Genomic DNA, 25610 nt, shown 5'->3' on the forward strand with positions numbered 1-25610 from the left:
ATATTTTTTTTTTAAAATTTTAAGATTAAACAAGTGCTCACCGCGTGAGCATAAACGCTATTATTTTCATCAATTAATTGCGCTTCTACCAAGGCGGTACGTCCACCAAGGTTGATCACCTTCCCTACGGTTTTTAGTTTCCCGGTTTGGATGGTAACAGCTTTCAGGAAATTTATCTTCAGCTCTAAAGTGGTATATCCTTTTCCCACAGGTAAAAGCGAATGGACCGAACAGCCCATAGCAGAATCTAAAATAGCAGTGATTACCCCGCCATGCACAGTGCCAATTGGGTTGTAATGAAACTCTTGAGGTGTAAATTCGAAAACCACATTGCCCTTTTCGATCAGGCTTACACTAAAATCCAAGGTATGTAATAATGGCGGCAGCGGAAATTTATGATCGCTCATGGCCTGCAGATAATCAACACCATCCATCTGCATAGCTTCCTTCGCTCCTTTCATTGGGTCTTCCCAAGTTATTATTCTGGTTCTTTTCATAATAAAATACCAATCGGTATATTTTAGTTTAAAAATTTTTAGCTGAGGCTATTGATATATTTTTTTAATGAGTCCATAATTAAATTCCAGTGTGCAGGTTTTGCGGTCAACCTCGAAATCATAATGCCGCCTTCTATTATAGCAATAATTGTTAGCGCAACCTGCTCTGGATTGTGATCTGCATTGATTTCTTTGGCATAAATACCTGATTCAACCAGTTTAGCAATTTTATTTTTCCAGCCTAAAACTGCTTTCAAAACTTTTTCCCGCAATTCGGGATGGGTATCATCAGCATCAACAGCAGTATTTAAAACAGGGCAACCTCCTTCTGATACAGAACCATCGATAAATTTCTGGTAAATATTGATGTACACCAAAAGCTTATCCTTTACGCTGACCTGTTTGTTCATGTCAGCATCTATCCTTGATGAAACATTTTTCAGGTTATAATCAAAAGCCGCCAGCGCCACTTCATCCTTATTGGCGAAGTTACCGTAAATACTGCCTTTGGTTAAACCCGTGGCAGCAGTAATATCATTTAAAGAAGTGCCTGCATAACCTTTCATATTAAAAATAGGTGCGGTTTTCTCTACAATGAAATTTCTTGTTTTTTCTGCCTTAGTCATGCTCTTTTAAATTGACGATGCAAATATATACCAATCGGTATATTTAATGCAAATATTTTTATCATCGAAATCTCCTTTTAATTACAGTAATTTAATTTACGTTTGAATTTTGTAACTTTGATTTATGAACAAGCCGGAGACAATTGAAGATTTTTACCAGAACAAATTTAGTTTCTTACCAGACAACCTACAAAACGGCGTGGGGCACTTTAACGTTTTCAAGTTAGAAGATTGTTTAAAGGATGATCATAAGCCAATGAGTTATAACCGTAGGGATTATTACAAAATCTGCCTTACCCGCGGACATAATGTTTACCACTATGCAGACAAAAGCATTGAGATTAATGGAACGGCTCTAATCTTCTTCAATCCGCTTGTACCTTATACATGGGAATTGGCCAGTGGTAAACAAAGCGAGGTGACAGGCTATTTTTGTATTTTTACAGAAGCTTTTTTTACCGAAAAGATCCGCGGAAACATTGGTGATTTACCCATGTTCGTACCTGGCGGGAAACCGGCGTATATTTTAAATGAAAAACAAGATGCTCAAATAGAAAGCATTTTCGATAAAATGTTCGAGGAAATCAATACCGATTACGTCTATAAATACGACCTGCTCAGAAACTATATTACTGAGATTACACACTTTGCGCTAAAAACACAACCATCTGAAACACTATTTAAACATACTGATGCCAATACAAGGATCACTTCTGTCTTTACGGAGTTATTAGAGCGTCAATTCCCCATCGAAACAACTACGCAAAGGCTTACCATGCGCTCAGCCAAAGATTATGCTTCGCAACTTTCGGTACATGTAAACCACTTAAACCGTGCAATTAAAGAAACCACTGGCAAAACCACCACACATTATATTACTGAGCGTTTATTAAGCGAAGCTAAAGCTTTACTCAAGCATACCGACTGGAATATATCAGAAATAGGTTATTGCCTTGGTTTTGAAGAGCCTACCCATTTTAATAACTTTTTTAAAAAACTAACTAACCACACCCCTACTTCTTACCGAATTGTTTGAATTTCGTAATCATAAGTTTGATTAACGTAATAAAACGAATCCATTTGCACTGTAATTTTGTCTTAACAAAAAGGAAAAAACTATGGGCAAGAAAAAAGTTTGGTTTATTACCGGAGCTTCAAAGGGCTTAGGATTAAGTTTGGTTCATCAGTTGCTAAATGCTGGCCAATATGTTGCGGCCACATCAAGAAATATCAGTGAACTTAAAAAAGCAGTAAATAATGATAGCGGAAAATTCCTTCCTCTAGCCGTTAACCTCGCCGATGAACAAAGCGTTGAGAATGCGATAAAGACGACTATTACAAAATTCGAAAGAATCGATGTGGTCATCAATAATGCAGGTTACGGAATCGGAGGCAGTATTGAAGAGCTTAGCGATGCAGAAACACGCAACAGTTTTGATGTTAACGTTTTCGGAACACTGAATGTCATCAGAAAAGCTTCACCTTATTTAAGGGCACAACGAGCCGGACATATCATCAACATTGCATCAATTGCAGGTATTGCAGGCGCAACAGGCTGGGCAGTATATGCAGCGGCAAAATCGGCTGTGATTGCATTGTCAGAAGTATCGGCAGAAGACCTAAAAGAATTTGGCATAAAAGTAACTGTTGTGGCTCCCGGCGCATTCAGAACCAGTTTTTTAACTACTGATTCGTTGATTTTGGCTGCCAATCCAATTGCAGAATACGAAGAAGTGCGGGCAATACACAGCAAATACCTAAAAATGGACGGTCAACAGATCGGTGACCCGGAGAAAGCTGCTGCTGCAATGATCTCATTGGCAAGTATGCCTAATCCACCCCTTCATTTACTTTTAGGGAACGACGCTTTTCAAAGAGCAAACAACAAGTTAGAATCACTACAAAAGGAATTTAGAGACTGGAAAGCCATTACAATTTCAACGGATTTCGACGAAAATTAATTCAATAGACAAAAACATTATGGAAAATCAAAAAGTATGGTTTGTAACAGGCGCATCAAAAGGCCTGGGACTTACATTAGTAAAAACATTATTAAGCAATGGCCTTAGCGTTGCTGCAACTTCAAGAAACCTGAACGATTTAATTAACGCAGTTGGTGAACATGAAAACTTTTTACCACTAGCTGTTGATTTAATCGACGAAAGCAGTGTAGAAGCGGCAATTAGCCAAACGATCAGCAAATTCGGTCAGGTTGATGTGGTGGTAAACAATGCAGGCTATGGCATGCTTGGTGCTTTAGAAGAATTGAGCGATAAAGAATCACGTCAAAATTTTGATGTAAACGTTTTTGGTTCGTTAAACGTCATCAGAAAAGTACTTCCTCAATTGCGAAAACAACAATCAGGTCACATTTTCAATATTTCTTCAATCGGTGGCTTTTCAGGTAACTTCCCTGGTTTCGGAATATATTGCGCTACAAAATTTGCGGTCGTTGGTTTTACCGAATCGTTAGCGGCTGAAGTAAAATCGATGGGAATCAAAGCAACGATTGTAGAGCCGGGTTATTTCAGAACGGCATTCCTAACTGCAGGATCATTAGCGGTACCGAATAAACCAATTGATGCCTACAAAGAGGTACGCGACTCGCAAGCGGCACATCAGAACGACATCAATAACCAACAGCCAGGCGATCCGGCCAAAGCAGTTGAGGTAATTATTGAAGCTTCGAAAAGTGAAAACCCACCGCTCCATTTATTCTTAGGGCCTGATGCTTATCAGGTAGCTGATGCAAAAATTGCAGACGTACAAAGGGATATGGCCAATTGGAAATATCTGGCAACTGCCACTAATTTTGATGAGATTGATGCGTAATATCTAGAGCAATCGTCATTTCGAGCGGAGTGCAGCGAAGCCGAGAACCCGAAAGCTCTGCGAAGCAAAATCTGTCTGGATAAACCTCTCCATTTCACTGCGTTTCAGTCGAGATGACGATTTTTCTTTTGGAGTCTGTTAATGGTAGGTTAGTAAAAAACCCTTTTTTGATATATTAAAGACACTTCGACTCCGCTCAGTGTGATAGAAATGTTAGATAAGTAAATAATTGGATGAAATTTCAACAGGCTCTTACAACTCTTTGAAATACTTCTTCCTAAACCATTGCGCCAGGTTAACCAGTGCAATTAATGCTGGTACCTCAACCAACGGACCGATTACACCGGCAAATGCCTGCCCTGAATGAATACCGAATACACCTATAGCCACAGCGATAGCCAATTCAAAGTTATTACCAGTTGCCGTAAATGCAATAGCGGTACTTTTGCCATAATCGGCTCCAAAATACCTGCCCGCAAAAAAACTGATCACAAACATGATCACAAAATAAATCACCAAGGGTAAAGCAATTCGCAGTACATCAAACGGAATTTGCACAATTAATTCTCCTTTCAAACTAAACATCACTACAATGGTAAATAACAAAGCAATTAAGGTTATAGGAGAAATCATCGGTACAAAAGTGGAATAAAACCATTCATCGCCTTTCCACTTGATCAGTACTTTTTGACTTAAAATACCGAGTACAAACGGAATCCCAAGATAAACCCCTACACTCTTTGCAATTTCTGCAATGGAAATTGATACAGAAAGGCCTTTTAAACCAAAAACGGGTGGTAAAACCGTAATAAAAAAATAGGCAAATACACTGTAAAGCAATACCTGAAAAATACTGTTCAGGGCAATTAAACCAGCTGCATACTCGCGGTTCCCATCGGCAAGCTCATTCCATACCACCACCATCGCAATACACCTGGCGAGGCCGATCATAATTAAGCCAGCCATGTATTCGGGATAATCATGTAAAAATGCAATGGCCAGGAAAAACATCAGAATCGGGCCGATTATCCAGTTTAAAACAAGCGAAGCGCTTAATATTTTTACATTTTTAAATACTTCGCCTAAATTCTGGTATTTAACTTTTGCTAAAGGCGGATACATCATCAGGATCAATCCGATGGCCAAAGGAATGTTTGTACTCCCGCTCGAAAATGAATTGATCAAGACTGCTGATGATGGGAACAAAAAACCTAAGCCCACCCCTAATAACATGGCTAAGAAAATCCACAATGTTAGATAACGATCTAAAAAGCTTAGATGTTTTCTTTGAGCTGCCGGGGCACAAATATCTGCAGACATATTAGCTTTTCAGGTTTTTGTTTACAAAATCTTCCATATAAACCTTTACCAGATCTCTTGTATTTCTAAATTCGGCCATAATTTCTTCATCTGTACCTACGGCTTTTGCAGGATCGGGAAAATTATGGTGCATTTTTATAGCCTGCGTTGGGAAATATGGACAACTTTCTTTCGCATGATCGCAAACGGTAATCACATAATCGAAAGGAACATCAAAATACTCCTCGATATTGTTAGAGGTTTGTCCTGAAATATCGATTCCATCTTCAGCCATTACTTTTATCGCCCTAGGGTTAACGCCATGAACTTCGATACCAGCGCTGTAAATTTTGGCCTTATTTTGGGCGAAATGTTTCAAATAGCCTTCTGCCAGTTGACTTCTGCAACTATTTCCGGTGCAAAGCACCAATACATTTTTCATTCCTATAACTTTTGAATCATTAACAACATCCACTTCCTGGAGAACAACTATTTTGACTGGCTGCTAGATTAACCAATTCGACCTTTTGCTTTATCGGCTGAGCAGGCGCACAACATTCTTCACCAATTTCGGTGGTACCACAGCTTCCGCCACGGTTAATCGCTTTACATTGGGTAGCATCAGGTGTTAGATCCAAAATCAGGTTTTCCCCATCAATTTTAAATTCACCTGGAAACATTTGCCTCGTATCGAACGCAGAATTGCCAAATTCAATTTTCACAATTCCATTGGGGTTTAACGGCAGTTTGCTTTCTACCAGATTGATAATGGATAGTGCTTTTTTCACCTGCATGGCCCTACCCGTTTCTTGTTCGGTAGGTTCCCATAATTGTACAATAATCTCAGTCCAGGCGTTCATTACGCCTCCACAATCTACCGAAACAATCGGCGCCTGTTTAATTTCAGTGATGTGATAATTGGCATTTACCCACTTGCCTGGAGCATATTGAAACTGTAATACCAATTCTGGATGCTGCTGAAGATTAGCCTTAAAGCTGCTCCATGTTATTGAAGACATATTGATCATAATATTGCAATTTAACGATTGATTTAAATAAAAAATTTTTAACAACAGTTCTGGCCGCCTTTATATGAGGCAAAGAAATCGCCCAACTGTGTTTGTAATAACTTCCAGGTTTTAGGTTCTATACAATAGCAAATACTCACCCCCTCGATAGTGCCTTGTATAATACCTGCATTTTTAAGTTCTTTTAAATGCTGAGAAATAGTAGCCTGAGCTAAGCCGAGTTCCTCAACTAAATCGCCACAGATACAGGTATTCGATTTAAGGATACGCTGAAGAATCGCAATCCGCGCAGGATGAGCCATCGCTTTTAATAACGCTGCCATTTGATTCTGCTCTTCGGTGAAGATTTCTGTTTTGGTAAGTCCCATAATTTTATATCGCAATATTACGATAGATAATTTAGATATCAAAATTTATTTTAATTTCGATTTCAATAATAGATTACCTAGAGAAAGAGCAAGTGTGTTTTTTTAGCCACGGAGGCAAGGAAAAACACGGAAATTTGGTTGATAATAGCCCTTGCCTTCACTTCACTCCGTTATCAATTCAGAGAATTTAATAAAAAGTATCGTCATCTCGACTGGAACACAGTGGAATGGAGAGATCTATCTTGAGATAGATTTTGCTTCGCAGAGCCTTCGGGTTCTCGACTACGTTGCACTCCGCTCGAAATGACGACATTTGAAGGGTAAACAAAAAAACCGTCGACTAATTAAAGTCAACGGTTCAATTTGTACAGGGATGAGAAAAATTATTTCTTAGGTTTTGCGCTCATGTAAAAAGTAAGCTTTCCGCCGTTGGTGATATCGGCATGTTTAATTTTATGATCGGTAATTTCTTTGCCGTTCAATAAAACTTTTTCTACATAAACATTTTTATCGCTTTGTTTAATGGCCTCAACAGTAAATGTTTTACCGTTTTCTAAATTAATTACTGCGTTGTTAACCAATGGACTGCCTAATGAATATACATCAGAACCTGGTGCTACCGGATAAAAACCTAACGAAGAGAACATATACCAGGCGCTCATCTGCCCGCAATCATCATTTCCACCCAAACCATCGGCTGTAGGTTTGTACTGCATGTTTAAGATGTGACGGATCTGCGCCTGCGTTTTCCATGGCTGATCGGTCCAGTTGTAAAGGTAAGCGATATGGTGTGCAGGTTCGTTACCATGTACATATCCGCCAATAATACCTTCGCGGGTAATGTCTTCAGTATGCGCAAAAAATTCGTCAGGTAAGTGCATGGTAAACAAAGTATCTAAACGGGTTGCAAATTTCTTTTTGCCACCCATCATTTCAATCAGTGAAGCCGGATCCTGCGGAACAAAGAAACTGTAGTTCCAGCTGTTTCCTTCAATAAAACCCTGCCCTTCAGTATCTTTTGGATCAAATTGCTTTTTAAAAGAGCCATCTGCCAATTTAGGGCGCATGAAACCAGAAGCACTATCGTAGTTGTTTTTCCAGTTGTTAGAACGTTTGATAAATTCGTCGTAAACATCCATACGGTTTAATTTCTTGGCCAGTTGTGCAATCGACCAGTCATCGTAAGAATATTCTAAGTTATTGGAAACCGAAATGCCCGATTTTTCTGCCGGGATATAACCTTTATCCATATAATAGCCGATTCCCTCGTAGTCGCGGTGTTTTGCTGTTGCAATACAGGCATCCAATGCTTTGTTCGCATCGCCATTGTAGGTGCCTTTTATAATCGCATCAGAAATTACAGAAACACTGTGGTAACCACTCATGCACCAGTTATCGTTGGCATAATGCGACCAGATCGGCAACATGTGCAAACTACTCTGATCGTAATGCGCCATCATCGATTTTACCATATCATTACTTCGGCTTGGCTGCATAATATTAAAGAATGGATGTAAGGCCCGGTAAGTATCCCAAAGCGAGAATGTGGTGTAATTGGTAAAGCCTTCAGCTTTATGTATCCCCTGATCTAAACCTTTATACTCGCCATTAATATCGGTATAGGTTGTTGGATTGATAAAAGCATGATATAAAGCGGTGTAAAAATTGATTTTATTATCGTTAGAAGTAGTTACCTGTATTTTATTCAATTCTTTATTCCAGGTAGCCTGTGCCTGAGCCTTCACTTTTTCGAAATCCCAGCCCGAAGTTTCTGCACGCATATTTTGCAAAGCATTTTCCTGGCTAACCGGCGATAAAGCAAATTTAATTTTAATCTTCTCTCCTTCCTGGGTATCGAAGTCGAAGTACATTTTCAGTTTTTTGCCTGCAATTTCAGGAAAGTTCTGCTCCTGGTTAAACTTGCCCCAAAAGCCTCTATAAGCCTGTTTGGCATCGTAGCTTTTACGTCCGTAGCTTTTAAAAGGTTTAGAAAAGCTCATCGCAAAATATACGGTTCTGGTTCTGGCCCATCCATTGGTTTGGCGGTAACCGGTAATCAGGGTATCGTTCACTACGCGAACGTAAGTCCAAACGGTTTTTTCTTCGTAATTGTAAATACCGGCCATCAGATCGAGAATAATGTGCGATTGATCCGATTTAGGAAAAGTATATTGATGCATCCCTACCCTCGTGGTCGAAGTTAATTCGGCGGTAATGTTATCATCATCTAATTTTACTTTGTAATAACCGGCCTCTGCAACTTCATTGGTATGCGAAAATGCCGAACGGTAACCACTTTTCGGATCTGATGCAGTACCAGGATTCAATTGCAATTTACCTTGTGTAGGCATAATGAGAAAATCACCCAAATCGGAGTGACCAGTACCGCTAAAATGGGTATGACTAAAGCCGGTAATGGTTTTATCTTCATATTTATAACCCGCACAGTATTTATATACATCGCCATTGTATTTTCCGTTTACTTCGTAAGATAAAGTATCCGTTTCGGGACTTAGCTGTACCGAACCAAATGGAACTGTTGCGCCTGGATAAGTATGCCCCATTTTAGACGTACCAATAATGGGCTTAACATACTGCACCAGATTCTGTTGTGCCGATGTAACCAGGACCGATAGCAAAAGACAGGGCAGGATAATTTTTTTAATCATATCTTTTTAAAATTTAGCTTGTTTTGTTGAAAATTCTAAGGTATTAATTTATCTTCAAATATGTATAAAACATATAACTAAAACGTTTAAGTAAAATAAAAAATACATTTAATAAGCTTGAAGATACAATTTATTGCGGTTTCCCTTCAAGTTTCGAAAAGCTGAGTGATTTATGTGAGTTTTTTGTAATTGCCAAAGACCACAGACTTTATAATGTAAACCTGATGGAACGGAAAGCCCGGAGGTGAGGTATCCCGATTCATCGGGAAGGACTTGAAGGGATAGCAGGACTACTGACAGCCACTAACACCGGACCACCCATTTTCAAAATATTACTGAACACCTGAGCCACTTTAGCGCATCTAAGTGATAAGCAAGTTATTTAACAACCGCTTTTTACAAGTAACTGACTTGCTTTAAATAATTTCAGCTAAATAAACCTTATTTTTGCATCCAATATTTTTAAGATGAGTAAACACGGTAGAATTCTGGTTGCCATGAGTGGCGGGGTTGATAGTTCGGTAGCGGCTGTAATGTTGCATGAGCAGGGTTATGAGGTTATTGGCTTAACCATGAAGACCTGGGATTATGCTACTTCTGGCGGTAGCAGTAAAGAAACTGGCTGTTGCTCATTAGATAGTATCAACGATGCCCGTACACTTGCCGTAAACTATGGCTTTCCCCATTATATCCTTGATATCAGGGATGAATTTGGCGATTATGTAATCGATAATTTTGTTGATGAATACCTTGCCGGAAGAACCCCAAATCCATGTGTTTTGTGCAATACACACATTAAATGGGAAGCACTTTTAAAACGTGCCAATAAACTCGATTGCGAATTTATCGCAACAGGGCACTATGCCAATATCCGCCAGCAAGACAGCGGCCGTTATGTAATTTCAAAAGGAAAAGACGAAAACAAGGATCAATCTTATGTACTGTGGGGCGTTTCGCAAGAAAATCTTTCGCGTACTAAATTCCCATTGGGCAGTTTTGCAAAATCTGAAATCAGACAAATGGCTTTGGATATGGGACAGGAAGAACTGGCAAAAAAATCGGAGAGTTACGAAATCTGTTTTGTTCCGGATAACGATTACAGGGCTTTCCTAAAACATAAAGTAGAAGATTTAGAAGATAGAGTAGCCGGCGGAAATTTCATTTTAAGTAATGGAATGGTTGTTGGGCAACATAAAGGTTATCCTTTTTACACCATTGGCCAACGTAAAGGTTTAGGCGTTGCCTTTGGCGAGCCCATGTTTGTAACGCAGATCCTGCCAGAAAGTAATACGGTAGTTTTGGGTAAAGCTGATGAGCTTGAACGCCGCGAAGCCATGGTACGTAACATTAACCTGATAAAATATGCAAGCATTGAAGAACCAATGAATGATGTGATTACCAAAATCCGCTACAAAGATACGGGTATGCTAAGTACAATTGTTCAGGAAAAAGATAAAATGCGTGTGGTGTTCGATCACAATGTTTCAGCAATTGCACCAGGACAATCGGCGGTATTTTACGAAGGAAATGATTTATTGGGCGGAGGATTTTTAGTTTAATCGCTGAGATCCATTTACGACCATAGAAAACGAAAGAGGTTTATCATAAAGGCAATTTCAGCTCAGATGATGTCATGTTGAGCCTGTCGAAACACCTTAAAGAGTATTTAAATAGGTCCTTCGACAGGCTCAGGATGACAAATCTATATTTATGACACAACCTCTTTTTGTTTGAATTTTATTAGGCTATAGTCGAGAAATCGTCATGCTGATTCGATAGCTATCGGATTTATTTCAACATCTTTCATGCCATCTATTTATTTTAGACTTCTATAATCTATCCATCATAAAAGTAAGTTTATCGAATTAAGATTCCCGCTTAGGCGAGAATGACGACCGCCATAAAATATCACGATAGAAGTCTTTTTTTTATTCACTTCCTTTAAAAACATTAAGAGAAGCTGTTTTCCAGTGGATGTAACCTAAATTACCGCAGGTTTGGGCTACAAAGTTTTCTACATCCTCAGGCACGTCGTTAACAACACGCCATCTTATTTTATATTTGGGGTTATAACTTATATACACCACTAAATCATCACTACGTTGCCCAATGGCCTGTAAATGCTGCAAATGAATGTCCTGCAGATCTGCAGCAGCAATCCTCAGTCTTTCATTCATGATTTTACCTAATGAAAGATCTGGTCTAAAATCTGTTTCGAATATGGCTAAAACGGTAACGGTCATAGAAAAAATAAATATATCAGCAAACAAACCAAGCAAGAAGCTTTTTGTTTAAAATCATCAATTAAATACATCGGATTATCTTTATGATATCTCCTGTATTCTGTCTCTTCAAAAGCAAATCTATACTAAAAAAATTAGTATCAAAATTTATTTTTGTATTTTTTTTAGTCAGCACAAAAATTATAGAAATGCATGACACGGCGTACCAAAAGGTTAATAACTCCAGTATTGTGCATAACTATCTTAAACATCTGATAGCTAGACTAGTTATCTATATAATAAAAATAGAGCTTATGAAAAAGTGCATCTATGTAGTAGAAGACAATCCGAGTATTAGAGAAATCATCGAATTTTTATTGATCGAAGAACTTTACGAAGTAAAGACCTGCCCTAACACCAACGATTTTTGGTTTCAAATGAGTAAACACCGGCCAGATATGGTAATTCTTGATATTATGTTGCCTGATGGAAATGGTCTGGATATCTGTAATACGCTAAAGCGAAATATTAAAACACATGATATTCCGGTAATGATGATGTCGGCTAACAACCATTTGAACGCAGTTAAGGCTAAATGTGATGCGGAAGATTTCATCAACAAACCTTTCGATCTGAACGATTTTGTTAATAGAGTAGATAAATATTTGCTTAATTAAAGGAAATCGTCATTGCGAAGCCAATTTTTCATTGGATGAAGCAATCTTGTACCAGGCAGTATGAAAGATTGCTTTCCCGAAAAGTCGGGACAGGCTGTCGTTCCTCCTCGCAATGACGAATTAACCCCCTTAAAGTATTATACTTTCAACTGCTTTACCCAGCGCTACATCTTTTATAGTAGGCATGCTTAAGCCTTCGGCCCTGAATGCTGTAATGTCAACCATGCCCATAAAGCCTAAAACAGATCTTAAATATGATTCTGTAAAGTCGTAAGGCTTCATTGGTCCCTCCGAATACACGCCGCCAGACGAAATGGCCAGATATACTTTTTTGTTTTTTACCAAACCTTCGGGGCCTTTTTCTGAGTAGCTGAAGGTTTGACCGGCACGTGCAATATGATCGATCCATGCTTTTAAAGTAGAAGGAATACCGAAATTATACAACGGCGCACCAATTACAATCACATCAGCATCTTTAAGTTCGGCAATGGCCTCATTTGAATGTCTTATTGCTTCCGAAAATTCTGCCGTGTGATTTTCTTGCGGTGTAAAAAAAGAATTGATGTGTACCTCTTCCAAATGTGGAAATGGGGTATTGGTAAGATCATGTGTAGTTAAAGTGCTTCCCGGATTTGCAGCCTGTAATTTTTCAACAATCGCATTTCCCAATTTAATACTGAATGATGCTTCGCCTCTCGGGCTTGATATAAGATGTAATATTTTCATTTTTTTTGCCTTTTTATGTCTGGCAAAATTATAGATACGAAGTATCAAAAAGCTACTACTATACCAGAGGATAGTGCTATCCTTTGGTATAGTTGCTACTTCATCTCAATAAAAAAGGAGCTTATTTAACTAATAAGCTCCTTCAACAAAAACATTAATACTGTCATTTAACTTGCTCAATTACAGCAACAAAGCCACCGTCTTTTACCATATTGATATCGATCGTTTCTCCTGCTTTAATTGGTTTTACGATGCGTTTAAAATCCATTGCCTGAAAATCGGCATTGATGCCATCTTTGATCAGGTTGATCTGGTAATTTGCATTTGGTTTCAAAAAACCGGTTTCAATTTTCAAGTCGTGTTTTTGATCGTTGCCCATAGCACCAATAAACCATTTGTCGCCTTTACGTTTAGCTGTAACGATATATTCGCCAACGCTTGCATCCAGGATTTTAGTTTCATCCCAGGTTACGGGAACGCTGGTAATAAACGAAGTGGTTTCGGGCTCTCTTAAATAGTTAAAAGGATTATCGGCCAGCATTTGAAAACCACTTTCAAAAACAATATACATGGCCAGCTGATGCGCCCTGGTACCAATGCTCATGGTATTTACCCAGCTAGGTTTATAATCCTCTTTATGTGCCGAACGCATGGCCCCGGGCGTGTAATCCATCGGCCCCACTGCATTACGTAAAAATGGAAGGAATAAGTTGTTGTTTGGCGTGGCCAAACCGCCTCCAATATTTTGTTCCATACCTATAACGCCTTCATAAGAGAGCACATTGGGATAAGCTACTTCCAAACCAGCTGGTTTAAATGCACCATGAAAATCGACCAATATATGGTGTTTAGCCGCCTTTTTAGCTACACGGGTGTAGTAATTTACCATCCATTGATCGCTCCTATCCATGAAATCAATTTTCACTCCTGCAATTCCCCATTTTTCCAGGGTTTCGAAAATGTTGAAGTTATTTTCGACTGCCAGCCAGGTAAACCAAAGTACAATTTTTACATTTTTCTGTTTGCCATAAGCAATTAACTCTTGCAGGTTAATGGTTGGATTAGGTTCGAAAGGATTAAGTGTTGTTTTTGCCCATCCTTCATCCATAATGATGTAAGGAATACCAAATTTCGAAGCAAAATCGATGTAATATTTATAAGTATCCTGATTATAACCCGATTTAAAATCCACGCCGTATACATAGGCATTATGCCACCACTCCCAGGTTACCTGGCCAGGTTTTATCCATTTGGTATCTTGTAACTGGTTAGGTGTACTTAACTTATAAACCATTTCGTTAGCAGCCAATTGCGTATCCTTATCGGTAATAACAAAAAAACGCCATGGAAACGATCTTTTACCAGCTGTTTTTGCAATATAATCGGCTTCTTTTAAAATTTTCCGACTTCTGTCTCCATCTTCTCCAAAAGCCAATGGCACCTTTGGAAAAATAGCATCAACAGTTTTATCATCTGTGGCTTTTATAAACAAACAAGGGTAATCGTATAGATCTGCTTCTGATAAAAGTGTTTTATATTTTCCTGTGTTGAACAATATTGGCAATACATTCATCTTCTCTTTATTCACTTTTCCAAGCTCGTTTTGGCGGTATAAAATCTCATACGAAGTTTTAAAACCGCCTGTTTCTAAATAAGCCGCTTTAACGGGATTATTAAAATTAAGGTGTACATCTTCGCTGTTTATAATGATCGAGTCTTTTTTATTGGTAATAAACCGGTAAGCTATCCCATCGTTATAAACTCGAAATTCTACACTAAAATCGCCTTTAAAATCTAACCTTAACAAGTTATAATGGTTAATCACTGTGGCATTTTTAAGCGGTACAACAGGATTTGAACTGGTGTTTATAGATGAAAATGTTTTTTTGATCAATTTTGCATGCTCACCAAGCTTTGCCTGAGCCAGATTTAACTGTAAATAGGAATCGGCTAATAAAGGATTACCATTAAATGTAACCGCGTAGCCAATTTTTTCTTTAATGGCTACCGATATTTTGATCCGCTTATCTGGAGATAGGAGCTCTATAGGGGCGCTAAAGAGTTTTATTGTAAAAACCAGCATTAAGGCGGCAAATGACAGATATTTTTTCATTTTAAAGTTTGTTTGTTTAATAAAAATTTTTGGTTCTTACATTTTAAGGCTAATAAATCGTTTTAGTCTCTAAAATTAAACACTGCTTTTGATTTAACAACAAGTTTTTTAATTCATTGTAGTTTACATCCTGAATGTTGATTTTATGATCGATAGCCAAGGATGCGGCAGTGGCAGCTGATTCACCCAGGATCATAAATACAGGCTCCATGCGTACAGAACCGTACGCAATATGGGATGATGACAAACAAACGGGAACCAATAAATTTTTGCATTCGGTTTTCCTGGGTACGATGGCCTGGTAGGAGATACTGTAAGGTTTCGGTGCTTTAACGCCGATATCGCCCTCATTTTGCACATAACCTTCGGGCGTAATATAACGTTGCACATTATGAGAATCTAAGGCGTAAGAGCCCATCCCTATCGGATTTGACACTTCTTTTTTGCCGAGTACTTCATGCTCGGTCATCACAAAATCTCCAATCATTCTCCTCGCCTCCCGTACATAAAGCTGATATGGCCAGTTTCCATTATCCTTAAATTCATCTTTCGCCAAACCCCATTTTTTAACCTGCTGCTGAATTTTTTCGGGCATCCTTGGATCGTTGGCCATGAAGTACATTAATCCTTTTTGATAATTTTCGTGAGCTTTAATAATTTCTTTCCGCTTTGTGTAGTCTGCTTCAGGATAGGCATAATTCATTCCAATAAAATCGGTACTAAATGGTCCGTGGTTATTGGTATCTGTTTTATGGTTCGGAATAGGATCGTATTTATTAAAAAGCTCGTTCCAACCGGCATTAAACACACTTAACAGCAATTCGTAATCCATTGCATTGTAGCGGTCTGGTTTTGGAAACGCTATTTTGTTTTCGGCTTTATTGGTCAGGCACATCCTATAACAATACGCCTGAAGTTTATGGTCTGCCGTTCCGTTCGGTCCAGGTTGATCAGTAGAAATACCCGTCAACAAGCCGCTTTTTTTATCTCCTGGAATTTTATAGGGATCGATATTATTTTTAAAATAATGCGCATGCTGAAAAACCAAGGCCTGTACCCCATTCCACTGTTCGTTATAGATATGGTTTGCTTCCCTGCCCACATGGTAACTTACTTTAGCTGCAGCCATTAAATCGCCTTCATAAGTAGCATCGATATACATTTTTGCACTAAAAATTTTGCCAGATAAGGTTTTGATACTGATAATCTTACCATCTTTCATTTTTACACCCTGTTTTCGCTCCAGCCATTCATCGCGGTAAATTTTTAATTTATTTTCTTTAACAAAACCTTCCATAACCTGCTCAGCAACATGAGGTTCAAAAATCCACATGGTACGGTCCGTTCCATCAATAGCAGGTGTACCCTGTCCTTTGTTACCGTATTCTTCTTTTTTCTGCCATTTCCAGGCGCTAGCTTGCTGGTAATGCTGATAAACCTTTTGATAAAATGTTCTGGCGAGGCCACCAATTACGGATTTGTCTCCCGTATCGGTAAAGCCCAGCCCTGAAGATGATAAACCACCAAGATGGCGGTCGGGTGAAACTACAATAACGCTTTTACCCATTTTGGTAGCTTGTACGGCTGCAATTATACCGGCTGATGTTCCTCCATAAATTACAATATCTGCCTGATGGTGTTCCGCTCCTGGCTTAGCACAAACCGTAAAAAAGATTGAGCTCAAGGCTAAAAAGCATATTAAAATTTTCCTGGTTGGTATGAGGATTGTCTGCAAAGAAAACCTACAGCGTTTACTATAAATTTCTGCATATTGGGTTTCATTTTCTTGTTTTGAAAGGATGAAAAATCCTAAATCTGAAAAATGTTTTATTGAAAACATATATTGGCGAGGTTTAAACAAATATATTAATTATTTAAACTTACAAATCCAATAAATCGTTTTAGAAGAATATGAAAGCAAAAGGTTACCATGCTAAATAACTTAAGCTACTATTTAGCCAGGGCTTGAATCTGTTTTAAGTGTTTTTTCAATACTGATAAATATTTATTGGCATATGTTTTAACCTCAAGATCAGCAGACCGTGATGCTTTTTCAAATAAAGAAACCGCATTTTGATGATCTGTAACCATCATCTGGACATAAGCTTTATCAAATGAAGCCCCGTTTAAATTATTTAATTTTTCAATCGCATTCGTCACGTCAGCTTCGGTAGCACCATTCGCGATTTTTTTCGCCAGACCGGTATTGCCTGCCTCACCTCCGGCATTTTTGGTTCTTGAGGTATCTTTCATGTTTTCAGGTGATGAATCTACCCTGCCATCTGGTCGTAGTTCACCTTCTGGCCTACTCATTGGCAAATTTACTTTCTTAAGTTTCGCCAAGGATCTTAATTCTTCATTGGCCTTGGTATGATTGTCAACCATCATCTGGCCAAATGCCTTTATCTTTTGATCTGTTGCTTTCTCTGCCGCAAGTTTCCCGGTTGATACCTCTTTCATTCCGGCAATAGCCGCCTGTTGCAAAAATTGTGTGGTGGTTAAACTATCTTGTTGATTAATATAATCAAATGATCCTGCATAATGCCAGTCTGCTTTTGCAACAGCATTAAATGAAGTAGCTGAAATAATCATTCCCACTACTGCTATTTTCCTGGTATCGAAATGGTTTTTCATGGTTAAGTAATTAAGGTAAATGCATTTATAAAACCCCGTTAACATTTAAAAAGTTTGAGCAAATCATATCCATGTTTTAAAAACCTTACAACACCAGTGGTTTAAGATTTTAAATTTTCTCTAAACTTAATCTGATCAGAATCTGTTCTACTATAAAAGACTTTTACTATGGAAAATCTAGAAAACAATCAACCTGAAGAAGAAATTCAGAATATCGAACAGTTCCAGATCAACCGTTCGGAAGGAAATGCAGCCGAGGGTCACGCCACTCCTGAGCCATCTGAAGACAATGAATATACAGATGATGAAGTGCAATATGCTGATGGCGAAGGCACACAATTAAATGAAGAAATCAAAGGTCCGGAAGACGAAGAAGATGAGGATGACGATGACGATGAAGCAGAAACGGATGACTATAACGAATCTGATATAGAAGAACTGAATAAAGATCCGAATGCATACGATGATGAAGATAGCGAAATGTTATAAGTCATTATTTCCATTATAAAAGATGCCAGGTTAGTAATTATCTGGCATTTTTATTTAAACAAAGAGGATCCACAATATTTGCAAAACAAGGCATCGCTATCATGCCCTTCTCTACTACAGCTCGGACAGGATTCGGGTAATTCTTTTTTCTGTCTGGCCGCAACAGCAATATCGTGGGTAATAATCCCGGTGGGTACAGCAATAATGGCATAACCGATCAGCATCACTACAGAAGCCACAAACTTACCCAGTGGCGTGATGGGCGAAATATCGCCATAACCAACAGTTGTAATGGTTACAATGGCCCAATAAATACTTTCGGGGATATTCGAAAATCCATTTTCGCGCTTTTCTACCAAATACATAATAGAACCAAGAATTACGGTGATGGTTAAAACGGTTAGCAGGAATATGCTGATTTTCCGCACACTGTTTTTCAGTGCCTGGGTTAAAAAATTAATCTCTGTTAAAAAATGTCCGAGTTTGAATATCCTGAAAACACGAAGTAACCTTAGTGCCCTAAAAACCAGTAAAGATTGTGCACCAATAAAAAAGATACTCAAATAAGACGGTAACAATGCAATCAGATCGATAATACCTAATGGACTGATCACATAACTGATCGGTTTTCTGATACTCACCAATCTTAAAATGTATTCGACTGTGAAAAGCGCGGCGAAAATCCATTCCATAATATTAAACAGTTTGCCGTATTGCCGATGGATACCAATAACGCTATCGAGCATTACCACAATGATACTCGAAAATATGGCAATCAATAAACCAATATCAAATGCCTTACCTGCAGGTGTATTCGATTCGTAAATAACTTCATGAAGCTTAAAACGCCAATCTTTAGGTGGATCTGATGCCATGGAAATGGTTTAAATATGATTAAAGGTAAAGAAATTAACCGTTTACCACTTCTCCGCCATTTACATGGATTACCTGTCCGGTGATAAATGAAGCATCGTCTGAAGCGAGAAATACATAAGATGGTCCAAGTTCTGAGGGTTGACCAGCCCTTTCCATGGCTGTTTCACACCCAAATGACTTAATCTTTTTTTCATCGAAAGTAGATACAATGAGTGGTGTCCACACGGGTCCCGGTGCGACAGCGTTTACCCGGATACCTTTTTTGGCTAAATTTGTAGCGAGCGAACGTGTAAAAGAAGTTATTGCGCCTTTTGTTGAAGAGTAATCGATCAGATTTGGCGAAGAACGATAAGCCGTTACTGAGGTGGTATTGATAATGGTATCGCCTGCCTGAAAATATTCCAATACCTCATGCGCAAAGTAAAAATAGCCAAATATGTTAGTACGGAAAGTATCTTCCAACTGTTTATCGTCGATCTTTTTTGGATCTTTCTGCGGAACCTGCATGCCGGCATTATTTACCAAAATATTGATCTTTCCAAACTTTTTAACAGTTGTTTTTACTGCTTTTCTACAAAATGAAGGCTTTTTAACATCTCCTTTAATCAATAAACAATTTTTACCCTCAACTTCAACCATTTTCTGGGTTTCTTTTGCATCAACATCCTCATCCAGATAAACAATAGCAATGTTGGCACCTTCCCTTGCAAAATGAACTGCTACCGAACGACCAATGCCACTATCTCCACCGGTAATCAGGGCAACCTTATCATTCAGTTTTCCTGCTCCCTTATAGTTTGCTTTAATTACTTCAGGTCTTGGATCCATCTTCGCCTCTATCCCTGGTTGTTTGTTCTGTTTAGCAGGTGTTTTTTGAGTTTCCATCGTTTCTTTTGTCAAATTAAGTTTCACAACATTGCCAATTAAACAAGAATAGCATCTTCAAAGTTTTAAGAAACTCAACCTTCTCCGTTAAAACTTAAACCAATTTAACTTAATATTTTGCTCATATTCCATCATTTTGAAAGGATATACCTCAGTAAATTAGCCCATTAAATGCTAACCAAAAGAAACCGAAAATGAGAAAAACAATTTTATCAGCTTTGTTCATACTGGGCTTAACCTTACCTGGCTTTGCTCAAAAACGATTAGGCAATGAAACCGTTGCCCAAAAAACCAAAAGAATGGAATGGTGGACCGATGCACGCTTCGGCATGTTTATCCACTGGGGCCTATATGCATTACCAGCCCGTCATGAGTGGGTAAGAAATTACGAACACATTACCAACGAAAACTATCAGAAATACTTCGATCAGTTTAATCCCGATTTATTTAACCCTAAAAAATGGGCCAGAGAAGCTAAAGAAGCAGGCATGAAATATGCCGTGTTAACCACCAAACACCATGAAGGTTTTACTTTATTTGATAGTAAATTTACTGATTATAAGGCAACCAATACACAAGCCAAAAGAGATTTGGTTAAAGAATTTGTTGAGGCTTTTCGCGCCGAGGGTATAAAAGTAGGCTTTTATTATTCGCTGATTGATTGGCATCATCCCGATTTTCCTGTTGATATGCACCATCCTTTAAGGCCTGATAAGGACCATGAAGATCAGTATGCGGTATTGAACAAAAACAGGGATATAGCCAAATACCGTAAGTACCTATACGATCAGGTAACCGAGTTACTTACTAAATATGGCAAAATCGACATTCTTTGGGCAGATTTCTCTTATCCGGGCAAACATGGTAAGGGTCGTGATGATTGGGGTTCGGTAGCATTACTTAAGCAGATTAGAAAACTGCAGCCACAAATTATTGTAGATAACCGCCTGGATCTTAATGATTATGAAGATGGTACAGATTTCGAAACACCTGAACAGGTTAGTCCGAAGGAATTAGAAAAATACCGCGGCAAAGTTTGGGAAACCTGCCAAACCTTTTCAGGCTCGTGGGGCTACCACCGTGACGAAAACACCTGGAAAAGCAACAGGAAGTTATTAGATCTTTTGATTACTTCAGTAGCCAATGGAGGAAATTTATTATTAAATGTTGGGCCCACTGCGCGTGGTGAGTTTGATAGCAGAGCAAACGTTGCTTTAGATAGCCTAAGCCTTTGGATGCACGCCAATTCGAAATCTATTTATCATTGTACTTTCGCCCCAACCGAATTTAAAGCGCCCGAAGGAGTAAAACTCACTTACAATAGCGACACCAAAAAACTGTATTTGCATTTGTTCGAATATCCAAATACGGGCTACATTACGCTGGATGGATATAAAGAGAAGGCGAAATACGCGCAGTTTTTACATGACAACTCTGAAATACAGATTGACGCTCAAAAATCGACCGGGAATACCTTGGTGTTAAAACTACCAAAGAAAAAACCCGACTTCGAAATCCCGGTAATCGAATTGACTTTAAATTAATCAATCCATATTAATTATTGGCCTGCAAGTTAAACCTTGCGGGCTTTTTTATTGATAACATTTAGACAGTTAATCTATTTGGCTGACCATTGGGATTTAAGGGAGTTAAGATTTTAGTTATCACGTATGCAATCAACCATGAATCTATAAACTATCAACCAATGTAGTAATGATCAATTACGAATGAACTAATGAACCGTTCTACGCTGATAAAAGTTCTCCCTGATTTAAGTTCGCATAAGCTTTAGCCTGCACCACATTACCTATAATAATAATAGCAGGATAAGTTAAGCCTGCCTGTTCAGCAGATTCCTGTAAATTTTGCACTGAACATACCACTTGTTTTTGGTTGGGCAAGGTAGCATGCTGAATAACTGCCGCAGGCATATCACCTAAGCCCGCATCACAATAAGCTTTAGAGATTTCGCCAACTTTTTTCATACCCATATATATAACAACTGTAGCGGAACTTTTCATGGCACACTTTAAATCGTTGGTCAAACTTCCGTCCTTCTTGGTTCCGGTAAGGATCCAAACACTTTCACTAATGCCGCGGTGTGTTAAAGGAACATCAATAAAACCTGCGCCCTGCATACTACTTATACCTGGAATGTAATGACATTTGATGCCCCTAGCCTCCGCATAAATCAATTCTTCGAAGCCTCTGCCAAAAATAAAAGGATCTCCCCCCTTTAAACGCACCACTACTTGATAATTTTGGGCATTTTCGACAATTAATTCATTTATTTTCTCTTGTGGTGTGTATTTTCCATAAGGTTGCTTGCCAACATAGATCATTTTGCAATTTTTCGGTGCAATCTCTAGCAATTTCTCATTACTTAAGTTATCATACAGAATAACTTCTGCTCTTTTTAGCACATTAAAAGCTTTCATAGTGATCAATTCAGGATCTCCAGGACCTCCACCCATTATAAAAAGTCCAAAATCGTTAGTTTTTTGATTCATAATTTTAATGATTTAACTATTTAAACATAAAAGTGATGAAAATTTATTAAAAAATTAAATTTTTTATGATAAAAATCACACAAAAACAACTTTTAATTGAATTTTAACCTATATTTGAATATCAAAAATCATATAAATATTAAAATATGAATTTTTGAATCGATTATTATCAATAAAAAACAATAAAACAAATAATTCGAAACAAAAAACAACCAACAGAAACCAACAAACACAAAATACCTTTAAGATTTATGAAAGAACCACAAATAATCGTAATAGGAAATGGAATGGTGGGATATAAATTCTGCGAAAAGCTAAGATCAAAAACCTCTTCTTTTAATCTTATTGTTTTTGGCGAAGAACCCCGCAGAGCTTATGACCGTGTTCATTTAAGTGAATATTTTAACGGAAAAACTGCTGATGATCTTTCTCTTTCTACTGAAAACTGGTATCAAGAGCAAAATATTACCCTTTTCTTAAATAATCCAATCGTTAAAATAGATCGCGAACTTCAAAAAGTTTATACAGCCAGTGGCCTTGATTATCATTACGATATTCTTGTTTTTGCAACCGGCTCGGGGGCTTTCGTTCCCAATATCCCTGGTATCGAGAAAGAAGGTGTTTTTGTTTACCGTACCATTGAAGATCTTGACCTGATTAGCGGTTATGCCAAAAAGGCCAAAACAGCTTCGGTTATCGGTGGTGGTTTACTGGGACTAGAGGCTGCTAAAGCATTAATAGATCTGGGCATCGAAAAAACGAGCATTATTGAATTTGCACCGCGCTTAATGCCAAGACAAATTGATACTGCAGGTAGCGATATGCTTAAATCTAAACTCGCAGATCTTGGTTTACAGATCCACTTAAATAAAAACACGACAAGTATTGAAGGCGATGGCCGTATTACCGCATTAAAGTTTAGCGATGATACTGCTTTAGATGTAGATATGCTTGTCATCTCTGCTGGTATAAAACCACGTGATGAACTGGCAAAAGCCTGCGGTATCGAGGTTGGTCCGCGCGGTGGAATTGTTGTGGACCAAAAAATGCAAACCAATGATCCGGCTATTTTTGCCATTGGTGAATGCGCTTTGTACGATGGAATGATTTATGGCTTAATTGCTCCTGGTTACGAAATGGCTGAAGTGTTGGCTGCAAACCTTTGCGAAGGTGAAAAAACCTTTACAGGGTTTGATATGAGCACTAAACTGAAACTGATCGGTATCGATGTGGCCAGTTTTGGTGATAATTTTATTACCGAACCCGATTGCCGCACCATCATCTTCGAAAACAAACACAAAGGCGTTTATAAAAGAATAAATGTTAGTAATGACGGGCAATACCTTTTAGGAGGTATATTAATTGGAGATGCAACAGCTTACAACCTGCTGTTGCAGACCTCTAATAACCGGATTGTATTACCAGAAAACCCTGAAGAACTGATTCTGGGTGCACGTGGCGGAAGCGAGCCTGCTGGCGGAGCCGGAATTACAGGTTTACCCGATGGTGCATTGATCTGTAGCTGTGAAGGCGTGAGCAAAGGCGATATCTGCGCTGCAGTTGCTGATGGCTCTTGCGAAAACATTGATGACTTAAAAAAATGCACCAAAGCAGGCACAGGCTGTGGTGGATGCTTGCCAATGGTTAAAGATTTGATGACTTATACCTTAAAATCACAAGGTAAGTATATCAAAAATGTAATTTGCGAACACTTTAACTATAGCCGACAAGAACTTTTTGACCTTATTCATATCCACGAACTAAAAAGTTATGATGAAGTATTGGATGCTTTAGGCAAAAATGACGGTTGTGAGGTATGTAAACCATTAGTGTCATCGCTCCTAGCCAGCCTTTGGAACGAAATGATCCTTAAAAAAGGAAATGATGTGGCCCAGGATAGTAACGACCGTTTTCTAGCCAACATCCAAAAAGGCGGCTCATACTCAGTGGTACCAAGGGTTCCGGGTGGCGAAATTACACCCGATAAATTGATAGTAATTGGCGAAGTAGCTAAAAAATATAACCTCTACACCAAAATTACCGGAGGTCAGCGTATTGATATGTTCGGTGCACACCTTAACGACCTTCCTATTATCTGGGAGGAATTAATCGCTGCAGGTTTTGAAAGCGGACATGCTTACGGAAAAGGCTTAAGAACGGTTAAAAGCTGCGTAGGTAGTACCTGGTGCAGATTTGGCTTGCATGACAGTGTAAGTTTCGCCATCCGGATCGAAGAAAGATACAGGGGTATCCGTGCACCGCACAAGTTTAAATCAGCTGTAAGTGGCTGTATCAGAGAGTGTGCAGAAGCACAGAGCAAAGACTTCGGCATTATTGCTACTGAAAAAGGCTGGAACTTATATGTATGTGGTAATGGCGGTAGCAAACCTCAACATGCCCTTTTACTGGCAACAGACTTAGATAGTGAAACCTGTATTAAATACATTGATAGATTTTTGATGTTTTACATCCGCACTGCCGATCCCCTTACCAGAACAGCAACCTGGCTGAACAAAATGGAAGGTGGAATAGATTACCTGCGGAACGTAATCATTAACGATAGTTTAGGAATGGCCGCCCAATGGGAAAATGAAATTGAAAACTTAATTGCCTCTTACAAATGCGAATGGAAAGAAGCTGTAGAAAATCCTGCGATCAGAAAACGCTTCTCTCATTTTGTAAATGCACCGGAAGACAAAGATCCAACTATAGAATTTGTTGAGATGCGCGGACAAAAAAGAACCGCCGAATGGAAAACAGTTTAATAAATAATCTTTACAAACCTTATAAAACCCAAAAATTATGAATGAACAATCAAATTGGCTAGCAGCCTGCCGAGTCGAGGATGCCATTGAGAACGGTGGCGTTTGCGTAAAACATGGTGAAGATCAGATTGCACTTTTCTATTTCACCAGAAGAAATGAGTGGTACGCCACACAAAATGAGTGCCCGCATAAAAAACAGATGGCATTAAGCCGTGGAATGATTGGATCTACTACCGATGAACCTAAGGTAGCCTGCCCTTTCCACAAAAAAACATTCTCATTGAGCACTGGCGAATGTTTAAGCGGTGATGAATGCGCAATAAAAACCTATCCTGTAAAGATAGAAAACGGAACCGTTTACATTGGTACAACACCAAAATCTTAACCTGACCCA

24 protein-coding genes are annotated in these 25610 nt (G+C 38.6%); 9 read left to right on the top strand and 15 right to left on the bottom strand.

The window, feature by feature from the left end:
- Positions 1 to 11: 11 nt before the first annotated feature.
- Positions 12 to 497, bottom strand: a complete 486-nt coding sequence (locus AC1DNH_RS04500) for a PaaI family thioesterase (protein ID WP_477581959.1) — start codon at positions 495 to 497, stop codon at positions 12 to 14.
- A 38-nt stretch (positions 498 to 535) separates the two neighbouring features.
- Positions 536 to 1123 carry a TetR/AcrR family transcriptional regulator gene (locus AC1DNH_RS04505; RefSeq protein ID WP_477581961.1) on the bottom strand — a complete coding sequence of 196 codons (588 nt, stop codon included), beginning with the start codon at positions 1121 to 1123 and terminating at the stop codon, positions 536 to 538.
- Between the two features lie 124 nt (positions 1124 to 1247).
- On the opposite strand from AC1DNH_RS04505, the gene AC1DNH_RS04510 reads away from it, so the two are divergent.
- The 3 genes from AC1DNH_RS04510 to AC1DNH_RS04520 all read left to right on the top strand — a co-directional run bounded on the left by AC1DNH_RS04510 (position 1248) and on the right by AC1DNH_RS04520 (position 3955).
- Positions 1248 to 2159, top strand: coding sequence for a helix-turn-helix domain-containing protein (locus AC1DNH_RS04510; RefSeq protein WP_477581963.1), 912 nt, complete (start codon positions 1248 to 1250; stop codon positions 2157 to 2159).
- Positions 2160 to 2241: 82 nt separating this feature from the next.
- Positions 2242 to 3084 carry an SDR family NAD(P)-dependent oxidoreductase gene (locus tag AC1DNH_RS04515; protein WP_477581965.1) on the top strand — a complete coding sequence of 281 codons (843 nt, stop codon included), beginning with the start codon at positions 2242 to 2244 and terminating at the stop codon, positions 3082 to 3084.
- A 19-nt stretch (positions 3085 to 3103) separates the two neighbouring features.
- Positions 3104 to 3955 (top strand): SDR family NAD(P)-dependent oxidoreductase, encoded by an 852-nt coding sequence (locus AC1DNH_RS04520; protein WP_477581966.1) that lies wholly within the window; start codon positions 3104 to 3106, stop codon positions 3953 to 3955.
- Between the two features lie 252 nt (positions 3956 to 4207).
- Here AC1DNH_RS04520 and arsB read toward each other — a convergent pair whose 3' ends face one another.
- From arsB to AC1DNH_RS04545, 5 genes are all read right to left on the bottom strand, one after another.
- Positions 4208 to 5275 carry an ACR3 family arsenite efflux transporter gene (gene arsB, locus AC1DNH_RS04525; protein WP_477607538.1) on the bottom strand — a complete coding sequence of 356 codons (1068 nt, stop codon included), beginning with the start codon at positions 5273 to 5275 and terminating at the stop codon, positions 4208 to 4210.
- A 1-nt stretch (position 5276) separates the two neighbouring features.
- The gene (locus tag AC1DNH_RS04530) at positions 5277 to 5696 is read right to left on the bottom strand and encodes an arsenate reductase ArsC (protein WP_477581969.1); all 420 of its coding nucleotides are present in this window, start codon (positions 5694 to 5696) and stop codon (positions 5277 to 5279) included.
- A 19-nt stretch (positions 5697 to 5715) separates the two neighbouring features.
- A complete protein-coding gene (locus AC1DNH_RS04535) occupies positions 5716 to 6273 on the bottom strand; it encodes a DUF6428 family protein (RefSeq protein ID WP_477607539.1) in 558 nt (185 codons plus the stop codon).
- Between the two features lie 47 nt (positions 6274 to 6320).
- Positions 6321 to 6650 carry an ArsR/SmtB family transcription factor gene (locus tag AC1DNH_RS04540; protein ID WP_477581973.1) on the bottom strand — a complete coding sequence of 110 codons (330 nt, stop codon included), beginning with the start codon at positions 6648 to 6650 and terminating at the stop codon, positions 6321 to 6323.
- A gap of 383 nt (positions 6651 to 7033) precedes the next feature.
- On the bottom strand, positions 7034 to 9319 hold the full coding sequence (locus AC1DNH_RS04545; protein WP_477625210.1) for a GH92 family glycosyl hydrolase: 2286 nt from the start codon (positions 9317 to 9319) through the stop codon (positions 7034 to 7036).
- A 467-nt stretch (positions 9320 to 9786) separates the two neighbouring features.
- Between AC1DNH_RS04545 and mnmA the strand changes: the two genes are divergently transcribed.
- Positions 9787 to 10878 carry a tRNA 2-thiouridine(34) synthase MnmA gene (gene mnmA, locus AC1DNH_RS04550; RefSeq protein ID WP_477611162.1) on the top strand — a complete coding sequence of 364 codons (1092 nt, stop codon included), beginning with the start codon at positions 9787 to 9789 and terminating at the stop codon, positions 10876 to 10878.
- Positions 10879 to 11247: 369 nt separating this feature from the next.
- Here mnmA and AC1DNH_RS04555 read toward each other — a convergent pair whose 3' ends face one another.
- Positions 11248 to 11562 carry a hypothetical protein gene (locus AC1DNH_RS04555; RefSeq protein WP_477585023.1) on the bottom strand — a complete coding sequence of 105 codons (315 nt, stop codon included), beginning with the start codon at positions 11560 to 11562 and terminating at the stop codon, positions 11248 to 11250.
- Between the two features lie 293 nt (positions 11563 to 11855).
- On the opposite strand from AC1DNH_RS04555, the gene AC1DNH_RS04560 reads away from it, so the two are divergent.
- Positions 11856 to 12218 (top strand): response regulator transcription factor, encoded by a 363-nt coding sequence (locus tag AC1DNH_RS04560; RefSeq protein WP_477585022.1) that lies wholly within the window; start codon positions 11856 to 11858, stop codon positions 12216 to 12218.
- Positions 12219 to 12347: 129 nt separating this feature from the next.
- Here the strand turns inward: AC1DNH_RS04560 and AC1DNH_RS04565 are convergent, their stop codons facing one another.
- The 4 genes from AC1DNH_RS04565 to AC1DNH_RS04580 all read right to left on the bottom strand — a co-directional run bounded on the left by AC1DNH_RS04565 (position 12348) and on the right by AC1DNH_RS04580 (position 17691).
- Positions 12348 to 12944: an FMN-dependent NADH-azoreductase gene (locus tag AC1DNH_RS04565; RefSeq protein WP_477585021.1), complete on the bottom strand. Its 597-nt coding sequence runs from the start codon at positions 12942 to 12944 to the stop codon at positions 12348 to 12350.
- A gap of 163 nt (positions 12945 to 13107) precedes the next feature.
- Positions 13108 to 15057: a glycoside hydrolase family 97 protein gene (locus tag AC1DNH_RS04570; protein WP_477625211.1), complete on the bottom strand. Its 1950-nt coding sequence runs from the start codon at positions 15055 to 15057 to the stop codon at positions 13108 to 13110.
- A gap of 49 nt (positions 15058 to 15106) precedes the next feature.
- Positions 15107 to 16741 (bottom strand): FAD-dependent oxidoreductase, encoded by a 1635-nt coding sequence (locus AC1DNH_RS04575; protein ID WP_477584770.1) that lies wholly within the window; start codon positions 16739 to 16741, stop codon positions 15107 to 15109.
- A gap of 266 nt (positions 16742 to 17007) precedes the next feature.
- On the bottom strand, positions 17008 to 17691 hold the full coding sequence (locus AC1DNH_RS04580; protein WP_477611683.1) for a DUF4142 domain-containing protein: 684 nt from the start codon (positions 17689 to 17691) through the stop codon (positions 17008 to 17010).
- 168 nt (positions 17692 to 17859) lie between these two features.
- Between AC1DNH_RS04580 and AC1DNH_RS04585 the strand changes: the two genes are divergently transcribed.
- Positions 17860 to 18180: a hypothetical protein gene (locus AC1DNH_RS04585; protein ID WP_477584772.1), complete on the top strand. Its 321-nt coding sequence runs from the start codon at positions 17860 to 17862 to the stop codon at positions 18178 to 18180.
- 50 nt (positions 18181 to 18230) lie between these two features.
- On the opposite strand, the gene AC1DNH_RS04590 is transcribed toward AC1DNH_RS04585, so the two are convergent.
- Positions 18231 to 19055 (bottom strand): ion transporter, encoded by an 825-nt coding sequence (locus AC1DNH_RS04590; protein WP_477610493.1) that lies wholly within the window; start codon positions 19053 to 19055, stop codon positions 18231 to 18233.
- 34 nt (positions 19056 to 19089) lie between these two features.
- Positions 19090 to 19941, bottom strand: coding sequence for an SDR family oxidoreductase (locus AC1DNH_RS04595; RefSeq protein WP_477625212.1), 852 nt, complete (start codon positions 19939 to 19941; stop codon positions 19090 to 19092).
- A 194-nt stretch (positions 19942 to 20135) separates the two neighbouring features.
- Here AC1DNH_RS04595 and AC1DNH_RS04600 point away from each other — a divergent pair, with 194 nt between their 5' ends.
- A complete protein-coding gene (locus AC1DNH_RS04600; RefSeq protein WP_477610495.1) occupies positions 20136 to 21485 on the top strand; it encodes an alpha-L-fucosidase in 1350 nt (449 codons plus the stop codon).
- A 201-nt stretch (positions 21486 to 21686) separates the two neighbouring features.
- Here the strand turns inward: AC1DNH_RS04600 and cobA are convergent, their stop codons facing one another.
- A complete protein-coding gene (gene cobA / locus AC1DNH_RS04605; protein WP_230141651.1) occupies positions 21687 to 22451 on the bottom strand; it encodes a uroporphyrinogen-III C-methyltransferase in 765 nt (254 codons plus the stop codon).
- A 251-nt stretch (positions 22452 to 22702) separates the two neighbouring features.
- Between cobA and nirB the strand changes: the two genes are divergently transcribed.
- Positions 22703 to 25216, top strand: a complete 2514-nt coding sequence (nirB, locus tag AC1DNH_RS04610; RefSeq protein WP_477610763.1) for a nitrite reductase large subunit NirB — start codon at positions 22703 to 22705, stop codon at positions 25214 to 25216.
- Positions 25217 to 25253: 37 nt separating this feature from the next.
- Complete coding sequence (gene nirD / locus AC1DNH_RS04615; RefSeq protein WP_029276048.1) at positions 25254 to 25601, top strand: nitrite reductase small subunit NirD; 348 nt, start codon at positions 25254 to 25256, stop codon at positions 25599 to 25601.
- The last annotated feature ends 9 nt before the right edge of the window (positions 25602 to 25610 follow it).

It is taken from the genome of Pedobacter sp. 01N310 (genome assembly GCF_056399805.1).

Excerpts from the sequence above, each read along its gene's own strand:
- AC1DNH_RS04500 (WP_477581959.1), bottom strand. The coding sequence starts at position 497 with ATGAAAAGAACCAGAATAATAACTTGGGAAGACCCAATGAAAGGAGCG.
- AC1DNH_RS04505 (WP_477581961.1), bottom strand. The coding sequence starts at position 1,123 with ATGACTAAGGCAGAAAAAACAAGAAATTTCATTGTAGAGAAAACCGCA.
- AC1DNH_RS04510 (WP_477581963.1), top strand. The coding sequence starts at position 1,248 with ATGAACAAGCCGGAGACAATTGAAGATTTTTACCAGAACAAATTTAGT.
- AC1DNH_RS04515 (WP_477581965.1), top strand. The coding sequence starts at position 2,242 with ATGGGCAAGAAAAAAGTTTGGTTTATTACCGGAGCTTCAAAGGGCTTA.
- AC1DNH_RS04520 (WP_477581966.1), top strand. The coding sequence starts at position 3,104 with ATGGAAAATCAAAAAGTATGGTTTGTAACAGGCGCATCAAAAGGCCTG.
- arsB (WP_477607538.1), bottom strand. The coding sequence starts at position 5,275 with ATGTCTGCAGATATTTGTGCCCCGGCAGCTCAAAGAAAACATCTAAGC.
- AC1DNH_RS04530 (WP_477581969.1), bottom strand. The coding sequence starts at position 5,696 with ATGAAAAATGTATTGGTGCTTTGCACCGGAAATAGTTGCAGAAGTCAA.
- AC1DNH_RS04535 (WP_477607539.1), bottom strand. The coding sequence starts at position 6,273 with ATGTCTTCAATAACATGGAGCAGCTTTAAGGCTAATCTTCAGCAGCAT.
- AC1DNH_RS04540 (WP_477581973.1), bottom strand. The coding sequence starts at position 6,650 with ATGGGACTTACCAAAACAGAAATCTTCACCGAAGAGCAGAATCAAATG.
- AC1DNH_RS04545 (WP_477625210.1), bottom strand. The coding sequence starts at position 9,319 with ATGATTAAAAAAATTATCCTGCCCTGTCTTTTGCTATCGGTCCTGGTT.
- mnmA (WP_477611162.1), top strand. The coding sequence starts at position 9,787 with ATGAGTAAACACGGTAGAATTCTGGTTGCCATGAGTGGCGGGGTTGAT.
- AC1DNH_RS04555 (WP_477585023.1), bottom strand. The coding sequence starts at position 11,562 with ATGACCGTTACCGTTTTAGCCATATTCGAAACAGATTTTAGACCAGAT.
- AC1DNH_RS04560 (WP_477585022.1), top strand. The coding sequence starts at position 11,856 with ATGAAAAAGTGCATCTATGTAGTAGAAGACAATCCGAGTATTAGAGAA.
- AC1DNH_RS04565 (WP_477585021.1), bottom strand. The coding sequence starts at position 12,944 with ATGAAAATATTACATCTTATATCAAGCCCGAGAGGCGAAGCATCATTC.
- AC1DNH_RS04570 (WP_477625211.1), bottom strand. The coding sequence starts at position 15,057 with ATGAAAAAATATCTGTCATTTGCCGCCTTAATGCTGGTTTTTACAATA.
- AC1DNH_RS04580 (WP_477611683.1), bottom strand. The coding sequence starts at position 17,691 with ATGAAAAACCATTTCGATACCAGGAAAATAGCAGTAGTGGGAATGATT.
- AC1DNH_RS04585 (WP_477584772.1), top strand. The coding sequence starts at position 17,860 with ATGGAAAATCTAGAAAACAATCAACCTGAAGAAGAAATTCAGAATATC.
- AC1DNH_RS04590 (WP_477610493.1), bottom strand. The coding sequence starts at position 19,055 with ATGGCATCAGATCCACCTAAAGATTGGCGTTTTAAGCTTCATGAAGTT.
- AC1DNH_RS04595 (WP_477625212.1), bottom strand. The coding sequence starts at position 19,941 with ATGGAAACTCAAAAAACACCTGCTAAACAGAACAAACAACCAGGGATA.
- AC1DNH_RS04600 (WP_477610495.1), top strand. The coding sequence starts at position 20,136 with ATGAGAAAAACAATTTTATCAGCTTTGTTCATACTGGGCTTAACCTTA.
- cobA (WP_230141651.1), bottom strand. The coding sequence starts at position 22,451 with ATGAATCAAAAAACTAACGATTTTGGACTTTTTATAATGGGTGGAGGT.
- nirB (WP_477610763.1), top strand. The coding sequence starts at position 22,703 with ATGAAAGAACCACAAATAATCGTAATAGGAAATGGAATGGTGGGATAT.
- nirD (WP_029276048.1), top strand. The coding sequence starts at position 25,254 with ATGAATGAACAATCAAATTGGCTAGCAGCCTGCCGAGTCGAGGATGCC.